16 protein-coding genes are annotated in these 15,066 nt (G+C 71.8%); 3 read left to right on the top strand and 13 right to left on the bottom strand.

The window, feature by feature from the left end; translation table 11 throughout:
* Nucleotides 1-29 precede the first annotated feature (29 nt).
* Complete coding sequence (locus J4709_RS49755) at nt 30-1,022, top strand: CapA family protein (RefSeq protein WP_208252518.1); 993 nt, start codon at nt 30-32, stop codon at nt 1,020-1,022.
* Here J4709_RS49755 and J4709_RS49750 read toward each other — a convergent pair.
* The 4 genes from J4709_RS49750 to J4709_RS49735 all read right to left on the bottom strand — a co-directional run bounded on the left by J4709_RS49750 (nt 1,006) and on the right by J4709_RS49735 (nt 4,815).
* Nucleotides 1,006-2,154, bottom strand: a complete 1,149-nt coding sequence (locus tag J4709_RS49750; protein WP_208252517.1) for an NAD(P)H-dependent flavin oxidoreductase — start codon at nt 2,152-2,154, stop codon at nt 1,006-1,008. The two genes, J4709_RS49755 and J4709_RS49750, sit on opposite strands and share 17 nt — an antisense overlap.
* Before the next feature lie 50 nt (nt 2,155-2,204).
* On the bottom strand, nt 2,205-2,606 hold the full coding sequence (locus J4709_RS49745; protein WP_208252516.1) for a Zn-ribbon domain-containing OB-fold protein: 402 nt from the start codon (nt 2,604-2,606) through the stop codon (nt 2,205-2,207).
* A 3-nt stretch (nt 2,607-2,609) separates the two neighbouring features.
* Nucleotides 2,610-3,770, bottom strand: a complete 1,161-nt coding sequence (locus J4709_RS49740) for a thiolase family protein (protein ID WP_208252515.1) — start codon at nt 3,768-3,770, stop codon at nt 2,610-2,612.
* 76 nt (nt 3,771-3,846) lie between these two features.
* Entirely contained in the window at nt 3,847-4,815 is a 969-nt protein-coding gene (locus tag J4709_RS49735) for a GlxA family transcriptional regulator (protein ID WP_208252514.1), read from the bottom strand.
* A gap of 101 nt (nt 4,816-4,916) precedes the next feature.
* Here J4709_RS49735 and J4709_RS49730 point away from each other — a divergent pair, with 101 nt between their 5' ends.
* The gene (locus tag J4709_RS49730) at nt 4,917-5,570 is read left to right on the top strand and encodes an HD domain-containing protein (RefSeq protein ID WP_208252513.1); all 654 of its coding nucleotides are present in this window, start codon (nt 4,917-4,919) and stop codon (nt 5,568-5,570) included.
* A gap of 264 nt (nt 5,571-5,834) precedes the next feature.
* Here J4709_RS49730 and ehuA read toward each other — a convergent pair whose 3' ends face one another.
* The 9 genes from ehuA to pip all read right to left on the bottom strand — a co-directional run bounded on the left by ehuA (nt 5,835) and on the right by pip (nt 14,066).
* The gene (gene ehuA, locus J4709_RS49725; RefSeq protein ID WP_208252512.1) at nt 5,835-6,749 is read right to left on the bottom strand and encodes an ectoine/hydroxyectoine ABC transporter ATP-binding protein EhuA; all 915 of its coding nucleotides are present in this window, start codon (nt 6,747-6,749) and stop codon (nt 5,835-5,837) included.
* Nucleotides 6,736-7,389 carry an ectoine/hydroxyectoine ABC transporter permease subunit EhuD gene (gene ehuD / locus J4709_RS49720; protein ID WP_208252511.1) on the bottom strand — a complete coding sequence of 218 codons (654 nt, stop codon included), beginning with the start codon at nt 7,387-7,389 and terminating at the stop codon, nt 6,736-6,738. The genes ehuA and ehuD overlap by 14 nt, the downstream gene beginning before the upstream one ends.
* Nucleotides 7,389-8,108 carry an ectoine/hydroxyectoine ABC transporter permease subunit EhuC gene (gene ehuC / locus J4709_RS49715; protein WP_208252510.1) on the bottom strand — a complete coding sequence of 240 codons (720 nt, stop codon included), beginning with the start codon at nt 8,106-8,108 and terminating at the stop codon, nt 7,389-7,391. The genes ehuD and ehuC overlap by 1 nt, the downstream gene beginning before the upstream one ends.
* A 3-nt stretch (nt 8,109-8,111) precedes the next feature.
* On the bottom strand, nt 8,112-9,005 hold the full coding sequence (gene ehuB, locus J4709_RS49710; protein WP_208252509.1) for an ectoine/hydroxyectoine ABC transporter substrate-binding protein EhuB: 894 nt from the start codon (nt 9,003-9,005) through the stop codon (nt 8,112-8,114).
* A gap of 122 nt (nt 9,006-9,127) precedes the next feature.
* Nucleotides 9,128-10,036: an ectoine hydroxylase gene (gene thpD, locus J4709_RS49705; RefSeq protein WP_208252508.1), complete on the bottom strand. Its 909-nt coding sequence runs from the start codon at nt 10,034-10,036 to the stop codon at nt 9,128-9,130.
* Nucleotides 10,033-10,428 (bottom strand): ectoine synthase, encoded by a 396-nt coding sequence (locus J4709_RS49700; RefSeq protein WP_208252507.1) that lies wholly within the window; start codon nt 10,426-10,428, stop codon nt 10,033-10,035. The genes thpD and J4709_RS49700 overlap by 4 nt, the downstream gene beginning before the upstream one ends.
* A 53-nt stretch (nt 10,429-10,481) precedes the next feature.
* A complete protein-coding gene (gene ectB / locus J4709_RS49695; protein ID WP_208252506.1) occupies nt 10,482-11,744 on the bottom strand; it encodes a diaminobutyrate--2-oxoglutarate transaminase in 1,263 nt (420 codons plus the stop codon).
* 152 nt (nt 11,745-11,896) lie between these two features.
* Nucleotides 11,897-12,445, bottom strand: coding sequence for a diaminobutyrate acetyltransferase (gene ectA, locus J4709_RS49690; protein WP_208252505.1), 549 nt, complete (start codon nt 12,443-12,445; stop codon nt 11,897-11,899).
* Between the two features lie 652 nt (nt 12,446-13,097).
* Nucleotides 13,098-14,066, bottom strand: coding sequence for a prolyl aminopeptidase (gene pip, locus J4709_RS49685; RefSeq protein WP_208252504.1), 969 nt, complete (start codon nt 14,064-14,066; stop codon nt 13,098-13,100).
* Nucleotides 14,067-14,569: 503 nt separating this feature from the next.
* Between pip and J4709_RS49680 the strand changes: the two genes are divergently transcribed.
* A partial coding sequence (locus J4709_RS49680; protein ID WP_372442248.1) for a hypothetical protein occupies nt 14,570-15,066 on the top strand: 497 nt, incomplete at its 3' end.

The following is a 15,066-nucleotide window of genomic DNA, read 5'->3' as shown; positions in this document are numbered from 1 at the left end:
GGGTAGGACGACCAAGGGGGAGGTGCACGATGACCGTCACAGTGGCCCTCGCAGGAGACACGATGCTCGGACGCGGCGTGGCGGAGGAGATCGCCGTGTCCGGCCCGCACGGCCTGTTCGGCGGGGACGTCCGGGACGCCTTCCACGAAGCCGATCTCGCCCTGCTGAACCTCGAATGCTGCGTGTCCGACCGCGGGCGCCCGTGGGACGCGCCGGGCAAGCCGTTCCACTTCCGCGCGCCCCCGGACGCCGTCGAGGCGCTCCTCGATCTCGGCGTCGACTGCGTGACCCTCGCCAACAACCACGCGCTCGACTTCGGCCGGGACGCCCTCGCGGACACCATCGAGCACCTGCGGGGGGCGGGCGTGCGCAGCGTCGGCGCGGGACGCGACGTCGCCGAGGCCCGCGAACCGGCGGTCCTGGAGGCCGGCGGCCTGCGCGTCGCGGTCGCCGGCTTCACCGACCACCCCGCGGACTTCGCCGCCGGCCCGGACCGTCCGGGCGTCGCGCTCGCCGACCTCGGACACGGCGTCCCCGCCTGGCCGGCCGAGGAGATCCGCGCGCTGGCCCGCGACAACGACGCCGTCCTGGTCATGCCGCACTGGGGCCCGAACATGACCGGCGAACCGCTCCGCTACATCCGGCGGGCCGCGAAGGACCTGGTGGACGCGGGCGCCTCGCTCGTCGCGGGAAGCTCCGCGCACGTCTTCCACGGCGTCGCCTGGCCGGTGCTGTTCGACATGGGCGACTTCATCGACGACTACGTCGTGTCGGACCTGCTCCGCAACGACCTGGGGCTGCTGTTCCTGGTCACCCTCGGACGCGGCGGGCCGTCCCGCGTCGAGGCCGTCCCGCTCCGCGTGGACTTCGCGCGCACCCGCCTCGCCGGCCCCGCCGACCGCGCCTGGATCTTCGACCGGTTCACCGCCGCCTGCGCCGGGTTCGGCACCGCCGTCACCGTCGAGAACGACCGGCTCGTCGTCGAGGCGCCCGCCCAGCGCCGCGTCAGTCGGCGGAGGTGATGGTGTTGAGGCGGTCGACGGCGCCGGCGAACTCCTCGACCATGTCGTAGACGACCTGGCGGGCGGGCTTGACGGTGTTCATCAGGCCGACGCACTGGCCGACGAAGTAGTTGGCGAGCGCGCGGGCGCCCGGGTTGCCGGACTCGGCCACCTTCGTGATCTGCCGCATGGCGCCCTCGGCGACGATCATCTGCAGCGGCATGCCGAGCGGGCCGGGGCTGTCCGGCCCCTCCCACTCCTCGGTCCACGCGGACCGGAGCTGGCGGGCGGGCTTGCCGGTGCGCGACCGCGACCGGATGGTGTCGCGGGACGTGGCGGCGAGCATCTTCTCCTTGACGGCGGGCGCCGTCTCGGCCTCCTCGGTGGTCAGCCACACCGAGCCGCACCACACGCCGGACGCGCCGAGGGCGAGCGCGGCGGCCATCTGGCGGCCGGTGGCGATGCCGCCGGCGGCGAGGACGGGCACCGGCGCGACGGTGTCGACGACCTCGGGGACGAGGACCATCGTGGAGATCTCGCCGGTGTGCCCGCCGGCCTCGCCGCCCTGCGCGATGACGAGGTCGACGCCGGCGGCGACCTGGCGGCGCGCGTGCTCGGACGTCCCGACGAGCGCGGCGACGGGGATCCCGGCGGCCTTGGCCTTGTCCACCATGACCGGCGGCGGGGTGCCGAGGGCGCTGGCGATGAGGCCGATCGGGTGCGCGAGGGACACGTCGATCAGCTCGGTGGCGCCCTCCTTGGTGACCTGGGTGCCGCCGCGCGTGTTGGACTTCTTGGCCTTCTCGAAGTCGGGCAGCGGGACGTCGTACTTGGTGAACAGGCCGATGAGGAAGTCCCAGTGCTCCTGCGGGACCGCGGCGAGCATGGTGGCGAGGCCGCCCTCGCCGCGGCCGGCGCGCTCCGCGGACTCGTCGATCTTGGCGGGGACGAGCACGTCGACGCCGTAGGGGCGGCCGCCGACGTGGTCGTCGATCCAGCGCAGCTCCTCCTCCAGCCGGTCGGGGGTGTAGGCGACGGCGCCGAGGACGCCGAAGCCGCCGGCGTTGGTGACGGCGGCGACGACGTCGCGGCAGTGGCTGAAGGCGAACAGCGGGAACTCGATCCCGAACGTGGCGCAGACCTCGGTGTTCATGGCCCCGACGCTAATGGACCGAACGCCATTCGGTCCAGGGCTCGCGACGGTCAGCCGACCGGGCGGAACAGCACGTAGGACTCGCCCTCGTCCGGGTGCTCGAACGAGGCCCGCAGCGGCAGCCCTTCGCGCAGGTCATCGCCGGTGACGCCGGCCAGCCGCGCGTACATCCACGGCCCTTCGGCGAGCTCGACGAGCGCGAGGTGCACCGGCGGCGGGACGGTGCCGTCCTCGGCGGGCCGGCCGTGGGTGGCCGTCCAGGTGACCAGGACCGCCTCGCCGCTCGCGTCCGCCCAGGCCAGGTCCTCCTCGCCGCACTCGGGGCAGCCGCCCGCGTCCGGCGCGTACCAGCGGTCGCACGCCTCGCAGCGCTTGATCACGAGCTTGCCGGCGGCGGTGCCGTCGAAGAACGGGTCGGTGCGCCCGTCGCGCCGCAGAACGCCGATCTCCATCGGTCAGGCTCCCTTCGGGTGCGGGCTGACGATCAGGGTGGAGTGGTGGTCGAGGATGCCGCCGTTCCCGCTGACGAGGACGACGTCGTTGCGCGGCGCCTGCCGCTCCCCGCCGTCGCCGCGCGCCTGGATCACGGCCTCCGACAGCGGCGTGAAGCCCCACATGTAGTACGCCGACAGCTGCCCGCCGCCGGTGTTGGTGGGCAGCGACCCGCCGGGGCCGAGCGCGCCGGACGCGGCGAACGCGCCGCCCTCGCCCTTGGCGCAGAACCCGTAGTCCTCCAGCGACACCAGGACCGTGTAGGTGTAGCAGTCGTACAGCTCGCACACGTCCACGTCGGGCGGGGTGATCCCGGCCATCTTCATCGCGGTCGCGCCGGAGGAGACGGCGCCGGTGGTCAGCCCGAAGTCGCTGCCGCGCTCCTTGCGGTGCCCCGGGTGGCCCTGCCCCCAGCCCCACAGGTGGACGGGCGGGCGGGCGAGGTCGCGGGCCCGGTCGGCGCTGGTCACGATCACCGCGATGGCGCCGTTGGAGACCAGGCAGCAGTCCAGCAGGTGCAGCGGCTCCGACACCCACCGGGACGCCTGGTGGTCGGCGATCGTGATCGGCTCGCGCATCTGCGCGAGCGGGTTGCGGGACGCCCATTCCCGGGTCGACACCGCGATCGCGCCGAGTTGCTCGCTCGTCGTCCCGTACCGGGACATGTGGCGCTGAGCGGCGAGCGCGTAGAAGGAGTTGACGCTGCGCAGCCCGAGCGCCGCCGTCATCCCGCCGTACCCGTACCATTCGCGGGCGCTGCGGTTGTAGGCCGAGCCCGCCGACTGCTTCGGCTTCAGCGGCGCGTCGGCGAACACGCACGCGACCGTGGTCGCGGCGCCGCTCAGCACCGACATCGCGGCGTGCGCGACCATGGCCCCGGCGGTGGCGCCGAAGGCGTTCATCTGGGTCAGCAGCCGCAGGTCGCGCAGGCCGAGCGTGTCGGCCAGCTCGATCCCGGGCGAGCCGCCCATGCCGTGGCTGACCAGCAGGCCGTCCAGGTCCTCCAGGCCGAGGCCGGCGTCGGCCGCGGCGAGCCGCACCGCGTCGGCCGCCAGCCGCCGCGGGCTGCGCCCGTACACCCTGCCGAGCTCCGTCATTCCCAGCCCGGCGATCGCAGCGCTCATTCGTCGCATCCCTCCCCGCATCGTCACCGCCACGGTACCGAACAGCATTCGGTAGGCGGGGCGGCGGGGCGGAGGATCACTCCGAGCGCGCGCGGAACGCGCCCCGGTAGGCCAGCGGCGACGCGCCGACCCGGCGGGCGAAGTGCGCGCGCAGCGTCACCGGCGACCCGAACCCCGCCGCGGCCGCCACCCGCTCGACCGGCAGGTCGGTGTCCTCCAGCAGCTGCTGGGCGCGGCGCACCCGCGCGTGCGACAGCCACTGCTGCGGCGTCGTCCCGGCCTGCTCCCGGAACCGCCGCGTCAGCGTCCGGACGCTGCACGACGCCTGCCGCGCGATCTCCTCCAGCGGCAGCGGACGGTGCAGGTTCTCCTCCAGCCAGGCCAGCGTCGGCTGCAGCGCCGCCCCGCCGTCCGGCGGCTCGTCGTGCCGGATGAACTGCGCCTGGCCGCCGTCGCGCTGCGGCGGCATGACGATCCGCCGGGCCGTGCGCGCCGCCGTCGCCGAGCCGTGGTCGCGGCGGACGACGTGCAGGCACAGGTCGACGCCCGCCGCGACGCCCGCCGACGTGAGCACCTGCCCGTTGTCGACGTACAGCACGGTCGGGTCCACCTCCACCCGCGGATAGCGCCGCGCCAGAGCGCGCGCGTAGTGCCAGTGCGTCGTCGCGCGGTGCCCGTCCAGCAGGCCCGCCGCGGCCAGGACGAACGCGCCGACGCAGATCGACGCGATCCGCGCGCCCCGGTCCGCCGCGGACCGCAGCGCGTCCAGGACCTCGCCGGGCGGAGCGTCGGCGACCCCCTCGTGGCCGGGGACGACGATCGTGTCCGCCGCCGCGAACGCGTCCAGGCCGTACGGGGCGTCCACCCGCATCCGGCCGAGCGCGGCGGAGGTGCGCGCGCCGCCCGGCGGCGTGCAGACCCGGACGTCGTAGAGCGGGACGCCCTCGGCCGTGGTCGTCGTCCCGAACACCTGGCCCGGCGTCGCCAGGTCGAACGGCACGACCCCGTCCAGCGCGAGCACCGCGACGACATGAGGTTCGGCCATGGCCAGAACGTAGCGCACATCGGCACTCCGGACACTGGCCGGTCTCCCGCCCGGCATCGGACGATCGATGGCGTTCAGCGCACCACCGCGAAGGAGCCTCCGTGTCCGACCGTTTCGCCGAGTTCTCGCTGCCCGACACCGACCTGACCCGCAGGGCGTACGACCTGGTCTTCGCCACCGGGACGCCGGCGCTCGCGCACCACAGCGTCCGCACCTACCTGTTCGGCCGCGCCCTCGGCGAGGCGGGCGGGCTCCGTGCCGGCGCCGACTACGACGACGAGGCGCTGTTCCTCGCGAGCGTCCTGCACGACCTCGGGCTGACCGAGCGGGGGAACGGCGGCCACCGCTTCGAGGTGGACGGCGCCGACCTCGCCGCCGAGTTCCTCACCGCGAACGGCCTCGACGGCGCGCGGGTCCGCGTCGTCTGGGAGGCCATCGCCCTGCACACCAGCCAGGGCATCGCCCACCGCATGCGCCCCGAGACCGCCCTCACCCACGCCGGCACCGGCGCGGACGTCGCCGGCCTGGGCGCCGAGCGCCTCCCCGCCGGCGTCGCCGAGCGCGCGCACGCCGCGTTCCCCCGCCTCGAACCGGGCTGCGGCCTCACCGAGATCATCGTCGGCCAGGTCGCCCGCGACCCCGCCAAGGCCCCGCTGGGCTCGCTCCCGTACGAACTGGCCCGCCAGGCCGGCGCCCCCGTCCCCGAACTCCGCTGGACGGACCTGATCGCGGCAGCCTGGCCCGGCACCCCCTGACCCGCGCCGGCGACCGGGAGGCCAGGATCGACAACCTCGACCACCGCGCGAGCGCGTTATCTGACCGGCGGGGGCGAAGCCGAAGGCGAGCCCCCGCCGGGAAGCTCGCGAAGCGAGGTCGCGCTCGCCCAAGCACGGTCAGCGGCCGAGCCGCCAGGCGAGGCCGCTGGGCCGGGATTGCATAAATACCGCCCGCGGCCCCGGGGCGACGGGGACGCGGGCGGTGTCGAACGAGTCGAGACTAGACCCTGCCGGGGGTCCTGCTTAAGAGGCCAGGACCGCCTGGAGGAACTCGCGGGTCCGCTGCTCGGCCGGCTCGCCGAAGATGCGGTCCGGCGGGCCCTCCTCGACGATCTGGCCCTGGTCGAACATCAGGACCCGGTTGGAGATGTCCCTGGCGAAGTTCATCTCGTGCGTGACGCACAGCATCGTCAGGTCGCTCTCGCGGGCGATGTCGCGCAGCAGGTCCTGCACGCCGACGACCAGTTCCGGGTCGAGCGCGGAGGTGACCTCGTCGAGCAGCAGCACCTTCGGCTGCATGGCGAGCGCCCGCGCGATCGCGACCCGCTGCTGCTGCCCGCCGGACAGCTGCGAGGGGTGCGCGTTCTCCTTGTCGGCGAGCCCGACCATGTCCAGCAGGCCGCGGGCGCGCTCGACCGCCTCGTCCTTGGACGCCCCGAGCACGCGCACCGGCCCCTCGGTGAGGTTGCGGAGCACGTTCATGTTCGGGAACAGGTTGAACTGCTGGAACACCATGCCGACCTGCTTGCGCATCTCGTGCAGGTGCTTCTGGTTCGCCGGGACGCGCCGGCCGCCCTTGTCCATGTGCCAGAGCGTGTCGTCGCCGATCCAGATCACGCCGTCGTCGAGCTTCTCCAGCGTCATCAGCAGCCGCAGGATCGTGGTCTTGCCCGATCCGCTCGGCCCGATCAGCGTCACCCGCTCGCCGGGCTCGACGGCGAAGTCCAGCTCGCGCAGGACGACGTTGGAGCCGAACCGCTTGACGACCTTCTCGAAGCGGATGCCGGGGGCGTCGCCATGCGGCAGCGCGGCCGCCGCGCCGTCGCCGTCCTCCTTGCGGGCGCCCTTCTTCTCGGTCGAGACGCCCTCCGCGGGGGCGGCGGCGTCCTCCGACTCCTCGGGGGTGGGGGCTTCCGGTGCGGTGTCAGTTGGTGGCATAACGCCTCTCCAGGCGGCGGACGAGAATCGAGGAAATGACGCTGACGATGATGAACAGCACGCCGACGAGCGTGATCGGCTCGAGCATGTGGTAGCTCTCGGTGCCGGCCTTGTACGCCGCGAGCAGCATCTCCGTCACCTGGATCACCAGCAGCTGGGGCGAGTCCTTGAACATCGCGATCAGGTAGTTGCCCAGCGTCGGGATCACCCGGCGGATCGCCTGCGGCAGGACGACGTCCAGCCACACCCGCGACCGCGGCAGGTTCAGCGCGGTGCACGCCTCCCACTGGCCGCGGGGGATGTCGGCGATCCCCGCCCGGTACACCTCGGCGGTGTAGGTGGAGTAGTGGATCCCGAGGGTGATGATCCCGGCGGTGAGGGGGCCGATGGTCAGCCCCCACGCCGGCAGCACGTAGTAGACGAAGAACAGCTGCGGGATCAGCGGCGTCGACCGGATGAACTCGGTGACCCAGCGGACTGCGCCGTTGAAGACCCGGCTCGGGGAGCGGCGCAGCAGCGTCCACACCATGCCGAGCACCAGCGCGATGAGGTAGCCGAAGATCGTCGCGAGGACGGTGGTGCGCAGCCCGCGCAGCAGGTCGGGGAGGATGTCCCAGGTGTAGTTCCAGTCCCACTGCATCAGCCGGCCACCCCCGCACCCGGTGCGCCGGCGGCGACGGCCGACAGGGACGGATCGCGGGACGGGCGGCGCCCGAGCATCCGGTCCACCCGCCGTTCGGCGTAGCGCACGAACAGCTGCAGGACCTGCGCGATGACGAAGTAGAGCACCAGGACGGCGGTGAACGGCCCGATGGTGTCACCGGAGAAGCCCTGGATGTTCTTCGACACCTTCGTCAGGTCGACCAGGCCGATCGTGTACACGATCGCGGTGCCCTTCATCAGCTCGATGACGAGGTTGCCGAACGGCGGCAGCATCAGCGCGAACGCCTGCGGCAGCAGGACGCGCCGCATCCGCTGGAACGGCGTGAAGTTCAGGGCGATGGTCGCCTCGAACTGCGCCTTGGGCACCGACAGGATCGAGCCGCGCACGACCTCGGCGCCGTACGCGCCGACGTTGAGGCCGAGCGCGAGGACCGCGCAGGTCATCTTGGAGTCGATCTGCACGCCGACCAGGGGCAGCGCGTAGAAGAACCAGTACAGCAGGACGAGCGTCGCGGTGCCGCGGAAGAACTCGACGTAGACCCGGTTCAGCGCCCGCATCCAGACGTGGCGGGAGGTGCCCGCCAGGCCGAAGACCAGGGCGAGCACCAGCGCCAGTGCGCAGCCGTACACGGTGAGCTGAACGGTCAGCCACGCGCCCTTCAGCCACTGCTCGTGGCTGTCGAAGACGACGGACACAGGTCAGCCCTTGCAGAACTTGGCGGCGGTGTCGTCCGGGGTCGGCATCTCCGCCTGGGTGAACCCGAACTTCTGCACGACGGGCAGCAGCTGGTTGCCCTTCTCCAGCGCGGCGAGCTGGGTGTTCCAGGCGTTCAGCAGGTCGGAGTCGGCCTTGCGGAACACGAACGCGCCGGCGCCGAGCTGCTCCTTGCCGTCGATGACGGGCGTGAACGCCTCGGTCACCTCGTACTTGCCGTCCTGGTGCTTGGACAGCAGGTCCGCCAGCGAGATGCGGGTCAGCCAGATGCAGTCGATGCGCCCGGACTTCAGGCCCTCGTAGGCGCTGGCCTGGTCCTGGAACGTCTTGATCTTGCTCTTGCTCACGCCGCTCTTCTGCGCGTAGCCCTCCTCGACGGCGCCGGTCAGCACGCCGACCGTCACGCCCGCCTTCGCCGGGTCGTTCTGGCTCTTGAGGTTCTTCGGGTTGCCCTTCGGCACCATGAACGCGCTCTTGGCGACGTACTCGGGGTTGGCGAACGCCGCGGACGCGCAGCGCTCGGGCGTGATGAACATGCCGGCGGCGATCGCGTCGAACCGCTTGGCGTTGAGGCCGCCGATCAGGCCGGCGAAGTCGACCTGCACGCCCTCGACCTTGTCGATGCCGAGCTTCTTGAAGATGACGCGGGCCAGCTCCGGCGCCTCGCCGGTCAGCTTGCCGTCCTTGTCGGTGTAGCCGTAGGGGGCCTCGTTGGCGAAGCCGACGGTGATCTTGCCGGCCTTCTTGGCCTTGTCGAGCGTGCCGCCGCCGGAGACCTCCTTGTCCGGATCCGTCGTGGAGCAGCCCGCCGCCGCGAGGGGGACCGCGGCGGACAGCAGAACGGCGGTGCGGAGGAAGTCGCGTCTCGAGGAAGTCATCGTTGAACTCCTGCAGGGATGGGGGGTGGCCCGCGCCCGCGGGGGGCCGTGGAGTGGCCCCCCGCGGGCGCGGGGTCCGTCGTCGGGGGTATCCAGTTGGGAGCGGGGTGCGTGGCGCCGGGTCAGTCGCTGACGGGGGTGAAGTCGCGGGCCCCGATGAACGGCGGGCGCGGCGCCGGGGCCGAGAACGGCTCGACGCACGTGTTCTCCACGCTGTTGAACACGACGAACACGTTGGAGCGGGGGAACGGGGTGATGTTCCCGTTCGAGCCGTGCATGCAGTTGCAGTCGAACATGGTGGCCGAGCCCGCGGGCCCGGTGAACAGCTCGATCCCGTGCTTGTCGGCCAGGATCGACAGGCTGTTCGGGTCGGGGGTGCCGATCTCCTGCCCGCGCAGCGACTCCTTGTAGTGGTCGGCCGGGGTCTCCCCGACACAGGCCACGAAGGTCTTGTGCGATCCGGGCATGATCATTAGCCCGCCATTGTGCACGAAATTCTCCGTGAGCGCGATGGAAATGCTCACCGCGCGCATCCTCGGCATGCCGTCCTCGGCGTGCCAGGTCTCGAAGTCGGAGTGCCAGTAGAAGTCCTTGCCGGTGAACCCCGGCTTGTAGTTGACCCGGCTCTGGTGCACGTAGACGTCGGAGCCGAGCAGCTGGCGGGCGCGGCCGACCACGCGCGGGTCGCGGACCAGCCGGCCGAACACCTCGCTGATCTTGTGCACCTCGAAGATGGAGCGGACCTCGTCCGAGCCGCGCTCGGTGACCGTGCGCTCGTCGGCCAGGATCTGCGGGTCGGAGGCCAGCCGGCGCAGCTCGGCGCGGTAGTCCTCGACCTCCTCCGGCGCGATCAGCTGCTCGACGGACAGGAAGCCGTCGCGTTCGAAGGAGTCCAGGGTGGCGGCGTCGATGGGGCCGTCGCCGGGGCCGCCGTACACGACCGGGTCCTGCCGGTACAGCAGCGCCGCTTCGGCGGCCTTGCGGGTGGGGTAGGCGTCGTCGATCGACGGATGCGACTCGATGATGCTCATGCGTCCTCCTCGGTGAGCAGCGGATAGACCCCGTTCTCGTCATGGACCTCCCGGCCGGTGCAGGGCGGGTTGAACACGCACACGGTCTTCACGTCCGTGTGGGCGCGCAGGGTGTGGTGCTCGTGCCCGTCGAGCAGGTACATCACGCCCGGCCTGATGTCGTGCTTCTCGCCCGTCTCATCGTTGGTGAGCTCGCCCTCGCCATCGATGCAGTAGACGGCCTCGATGTGGTTCGCGTACCACATCTTCGTCTCGGTCCCCGCGTACAGGATCGTCTCGTGCAGCGAGAACCCCACGCCCTCCTTGGCCAGCACGAGGCGGCGGCTGCACCAGGTCGGTGCCTCCACGTCGCGCTCGGTGCCGATGATCTCGTCAAGGGAGCGAACGATCATGACTTCCTCATTTCCGGTGTGTTACGCGGCGGCGGTACGGCCCGGCGGCCGGGTCAGACCGACACCTTGGTGCGGACGGCGTCGACCGACTCGGCGATGATCTCCAGGCCGTGCGCCAGCTCGGTCTCGGTCGTGGTGAGCGGCGGGAGCAGCTTGACGACCTCGCCCTCGGGGCCGGAGGTCTCCATCAGCAGCCCGCGGGAGAACGCCTCGGCGCACACCTGCGGCGCGGTCTCCGGGTCCTTCATGACCAGGCCCCACGCGAGGCCGCGGCCGCGGACGGTGTCGATCGCGCCGGCGTGCGCGACGGCGATCTCCTCCAGCGCCGTCTGGACCTGCTGGCCCTTGGCGAGGGTCTGCTTCTCCATGCCCTGGCCGGTCCAGTAGTCCTCCAGCGCGGCGACGGCGGTGACGAACGCGGGGTTGAAGCCGCGGAAGGTGCCGTTGTGCTCGCCGGGCTCCCACACGTCCAGCTCGCGCTTCATCAGCGTGATCGCGAACGGCAGCCCGTAGCCGCTGAGGGACTTGGACAGGCAGACGATGTCCGGGGTGATCCCGGCCTCCTCGAAGCTGAAGAAGGGGCCGGTGCGGCCGCAGCCCATCTGCACGTCGTCGACGATGAGCAGGATGTCCTGGCGGCGGCAGAGGTCCTGCAGGCCGCGCAGCCAGTCGGCGGTGGCGACGTTGATGCCGCCCTCGCCCTGCACGGTCTCGACGATCACGGCGGCGGGCTTGTCCAGGCCGCTGCCGCTGTCGTCCAGCATCGTCTCGAACAGCAGGAAGTCGGGCGTGCGGCCGTCGAGGTAGTTGTCGTAGGGCATCGCGACGCCGTGCCCGAGCGGCACGCCGGCGCCGGTGCGCTTCATCGAGTTGCCGGTGACGGCGAGCGCGCCGAGCGTCATGCCGTGGAAGGCGTTGGTGAAGCTGACGACGGTCTCCCGGCCGGTGTACTTGCGGGCCAGTTTCAGCGCCGCCTCGACCGAGTTGTTGCCCGCCGGGCCGGGGAACTGGACCTTGTAGTCGAGCCCGCGCGGCTCGAGCACGTACTCGTTGAATCGTTCCAGGAAGTCCCGCTTGGCGGTGGTGTACATGTCGAGGCTGTGGACAATGGCGTCGCTCGCGAGATAGTCCATCAGCCGGCGTTTCAGCTGCGGGTTGTTGTGCCCGTAGTTCAGCGTTCCCGCGCCGGCGAAGAAATCGAGGTAGGTCCGGCCGTTCTCATCGGTGATGTGGGAGCCCTGGGCCGTGCGGAACACCGCCGGCCAACTCCTGCAGTAGCCGCGGACTTCCGATTCCATACGAGCGAAAACGTCCATGTTCTGCCTCCGGCAGGTCGGGGGTGGGAGCGGTTCGGGCGAATGCGGTGCCGGCCGGCACCGGTCGGATGCGTGCGGTCGGGCGGACTCGAGGCGGACTCGGAGCGGAGTCGGAGCGGAAGCCGGCCGGCGGCGGTCCCGCCGGCCGCGGGTCAGGTGGCGGCGCCGAGCGGGCCGATCCGGAACAGCACCTCGGGCTCGTGCCCGCCGCCCGGGAAGTGCTCGGCTTCGAAGAGCGGCTCGCGGGTCAGCGCGCAGCCGCGGTCCCGGGCGAATGAGGCGAACATCGCCTCCGAGGCCTTGTTGTCAGGGGTCACGGTCGCTTCCATGTACCGGTGCCCGCGGGCCGTCAGCCGGTCGCCGAGGCGGTCCAGCATGCGGCGAGCCAAACCCTGCCCGCGATGCGCCTGGTCAACCGCCACCTGCCACACGAAGAAGGTGTCGGGGCGGGACGGGCGGACGTAGCCGGTGACGAAACCGCAGGCGCGGCCGCCGTCGCGGGCCACCACCGAGGTGTCGGCGAAGTCGCGGCACCAGAGCGCGTAGCTGTACGGCGAATTGACGTCCAGGACCTTGGAGTCGCGGGCGATCCGCCACAGTTCGGGGCCGTCGGTGAGGCTCGGCTCCTGGAGTTGCACGTCCGCGGTCGTCTCGTCCGGATCGGGGCGTCGGGTCTGTGATTCCAGGTGTTGCGGTGCCATGTCCAGGCAACTTAGCGAATCTCGCCGAGTGATCGTTCCGTAATGTTATCGTCAGGATGTTTAGCCCGGCGAGCAGCGGGTATGGCAGCACGCTTGCCAAATTCCGGATGTTTTCGGCCGACCGTTCTCATGGCCGCGGCGTGCCATTTCCAGCGATACGCAGGAGGTACTGGCGCCTTCGCGGGCGCCCGCGCGGCGCGCCTTCCTGAACGCCACCTTAATGTTCGGCGCCCGGGGGCACGGCGTTTTTGTGTATCGGTTGTGTGAGGTAAGTCACTTGGAATCGGTGACAACGGGAAGGCTGCGGTCGGCGTCACGTCGCATCACGGGAGGTCGTGCCCTCGCCCGGGGCCGTGGGGCGGATGTGGGCCGAGGCGTGCGAGGCGGGCCCTGTGAGCCCCCTCACCTCACTTTCAAGGGGGAGGCAGCCTTGCCGCCGGGTAAAGCAGGGTTAGCGGCCGCGTAAGGATTGAACCCGTCCGGAGGCCCTCGTGGCCGCCGCCGGGACCCCGCGCGGACGCGGAATCCCGGCCTCGTTCCGGTCGTACGGAGGACGCGATTAGGGCGCGTCCGATACCGGGGACCGGCCGGACCGCCGCTCGACGGGTCCGTCCGGTCCGCGCTAAAGGTCCGGCCGATCCGCGCTCAAGGCTCAGCCGGTCTGCGCGAAACGGTCGGTCGCCTCGACGAGGCGGTGCAGGATCCCCGGCTCGCTGTAGGCGTGCCCCGCGTCGTCCACGATGTGGAACTCCGCCTCCGGCCACGCGCGGTGCAGGTCCCACGCCGTCGCCGCCGGCGTGCACACGTCGTAGCGGCCCTGCACGATCACCGCCGGGATGTGCCGGATCTTGTCCACGTCCCGGATCAGCTGCTCGTCCTCGAAGAACCCCTCGTTCACGAAGTAGTGGTTCTCGATCCGCGCGAACGCCACCGCGTAGTCCGGCTCGCCGAACCCCTCCGCCAGCTCCGGGTCCGGGCGCAGCGTCAGCGTCGAGCCCTCCCAGGTCGCCCACGCCTTCGCCGCGGCGACCCGCACGTCCCGGTCGGGGGAGTTGAGCCGCTCGTTGAAGGCGGACATGAGGTCCTCGCGCTCGTCCTCCGGGATCGGCTCGATGTACTTCTCCCACAGGTCGGGGAAGATGAGCGACGCGCCCTCCTGGTAGAACCAGTACAGCTCGAACGGGCGCAGCGTGAAGATGCCCCGCAGCACCATCTCGGTGACCCGCTCCGGATGCGTCTGCGCGTACGCCAGCGCCAGCGCGCTGCCCCAGCTCCCGCCGAACACCAGCCACCGCTCGATGCCGAGGTGCTCGCGCAGCCGCTCCATGTCGGCGACGAGGTTCCAGGTGGTGTTGCCGTCCAGCGAGACGTCCGGGTCCTTGGCGTGCGGCAGGCTCCGGCCGCAGTTGCGCTGGTCGAACAGCACGATCCGGTACCGCTCGGGGTCGAACTGCCGGCGGTGCGCCGCGCTGCACCCGCCGCCCGGGCCGCCGTGCAGCATCACCGCCGGCTTGCCGTCCGGGTTCCCGCAGACCTCCCAGAAGATCTGGTTGCCGTCGCCGACGTCGAGCAGCCCTGAGTCGTAGGGCTCGATCGGCGGATACAGGGTGCGAAGCTCCATGGTGCGGAATCATCGCATCCGGCGACCGGCTCCGCGCTTTCCCGCGCGGCGCGGTGTGACCCGTGGCACCGTTGGGGGTGCGGGAGGGGGCCCGCACCGGGTGTGACCAGGCGCCCGGCCCCCGTCCGCACCGAGAGGCGAGCACGAAACTAAACCCCAAACTGGGCAAACGTTCCGCTGGTCGGCACTAGAGTGCCTTCAGTGAGCGGAGCGACGAGCCCTCGGGCGAGGAGTGACGCGAGCGCCATGTCCATGACAGCCCCCGCGGAACACGGCCCCCGGACGGAGCCGTCGGCGAGGAGACGTGAGAGCGAAGTGACGAGCCGCGAGGCGAGGAACTGCAGCGACCCGAGCGGGCGTCCCGGCGCTCCGCTCGGCCGTCTCCGGGCCTTGAGGCGAGGAGACCAGTGAGTGAGCTGAACGGATCGGGTGGTTCGCGCGGAGTCCCGGACGCGGGTTCTCCCTGGCCCGCGATGGGGCGTGACCCGGGCCGCGGGTCCGACGTGCCCGTGCCTGCCGCCCAGCAGCCGATCCAGATGGCCAAGCCCGACCAGCCGGCTCTGCCGGGCCGGGTCGCCGACGCCGGAGGCCCGGCGGGCGAGCAGCCCGAGGCCCAGCCCTGGGACATCGTCGAGCGGCTGCGCCAGATGGCCGACCTCATCGGCGACGCGCTCGCCGCCGGCGAGCGCAAGGTCACCGAGGCGCAGAGCGAGACCGCCTCGCAGGTGGCGGCGATCCAGGCGGAGAAGGAGTCGGCGCAGCGCGACGCCGCGGCCGCGTGGGGCGAGGTGCAGCGCGCGCGGGGTCAGGCCGAGCAGGCCGACCGCCGCGCCGTCGACGCCGAGCGCCGCATCACCGAGGCGCAGAACGAGTCCGCCTCGCAGGTGGCGGCGATCCAGGCGGAGAAGGAGTCGGCGCAGCGCGACGCCGCGGCCGCGTGGGGCGAGGTGCAGCGCGCGCGGGGTCAGGCCGAGCAGGCCGACCGCCGCGCCGTCGACGC

It is taken from the genome of Actinomadura violacea, from assembly GCF_017573465.1.
Lineage (GTDB): Bacteria > Actinomycetota > Actinomycetes > Streptosporangiales > Streptosporangiaceae > Spirillospora > Spirillospora violacea.
This window is presented reverse-complemented; position numbering and strand designations above follow the sequence as displayed.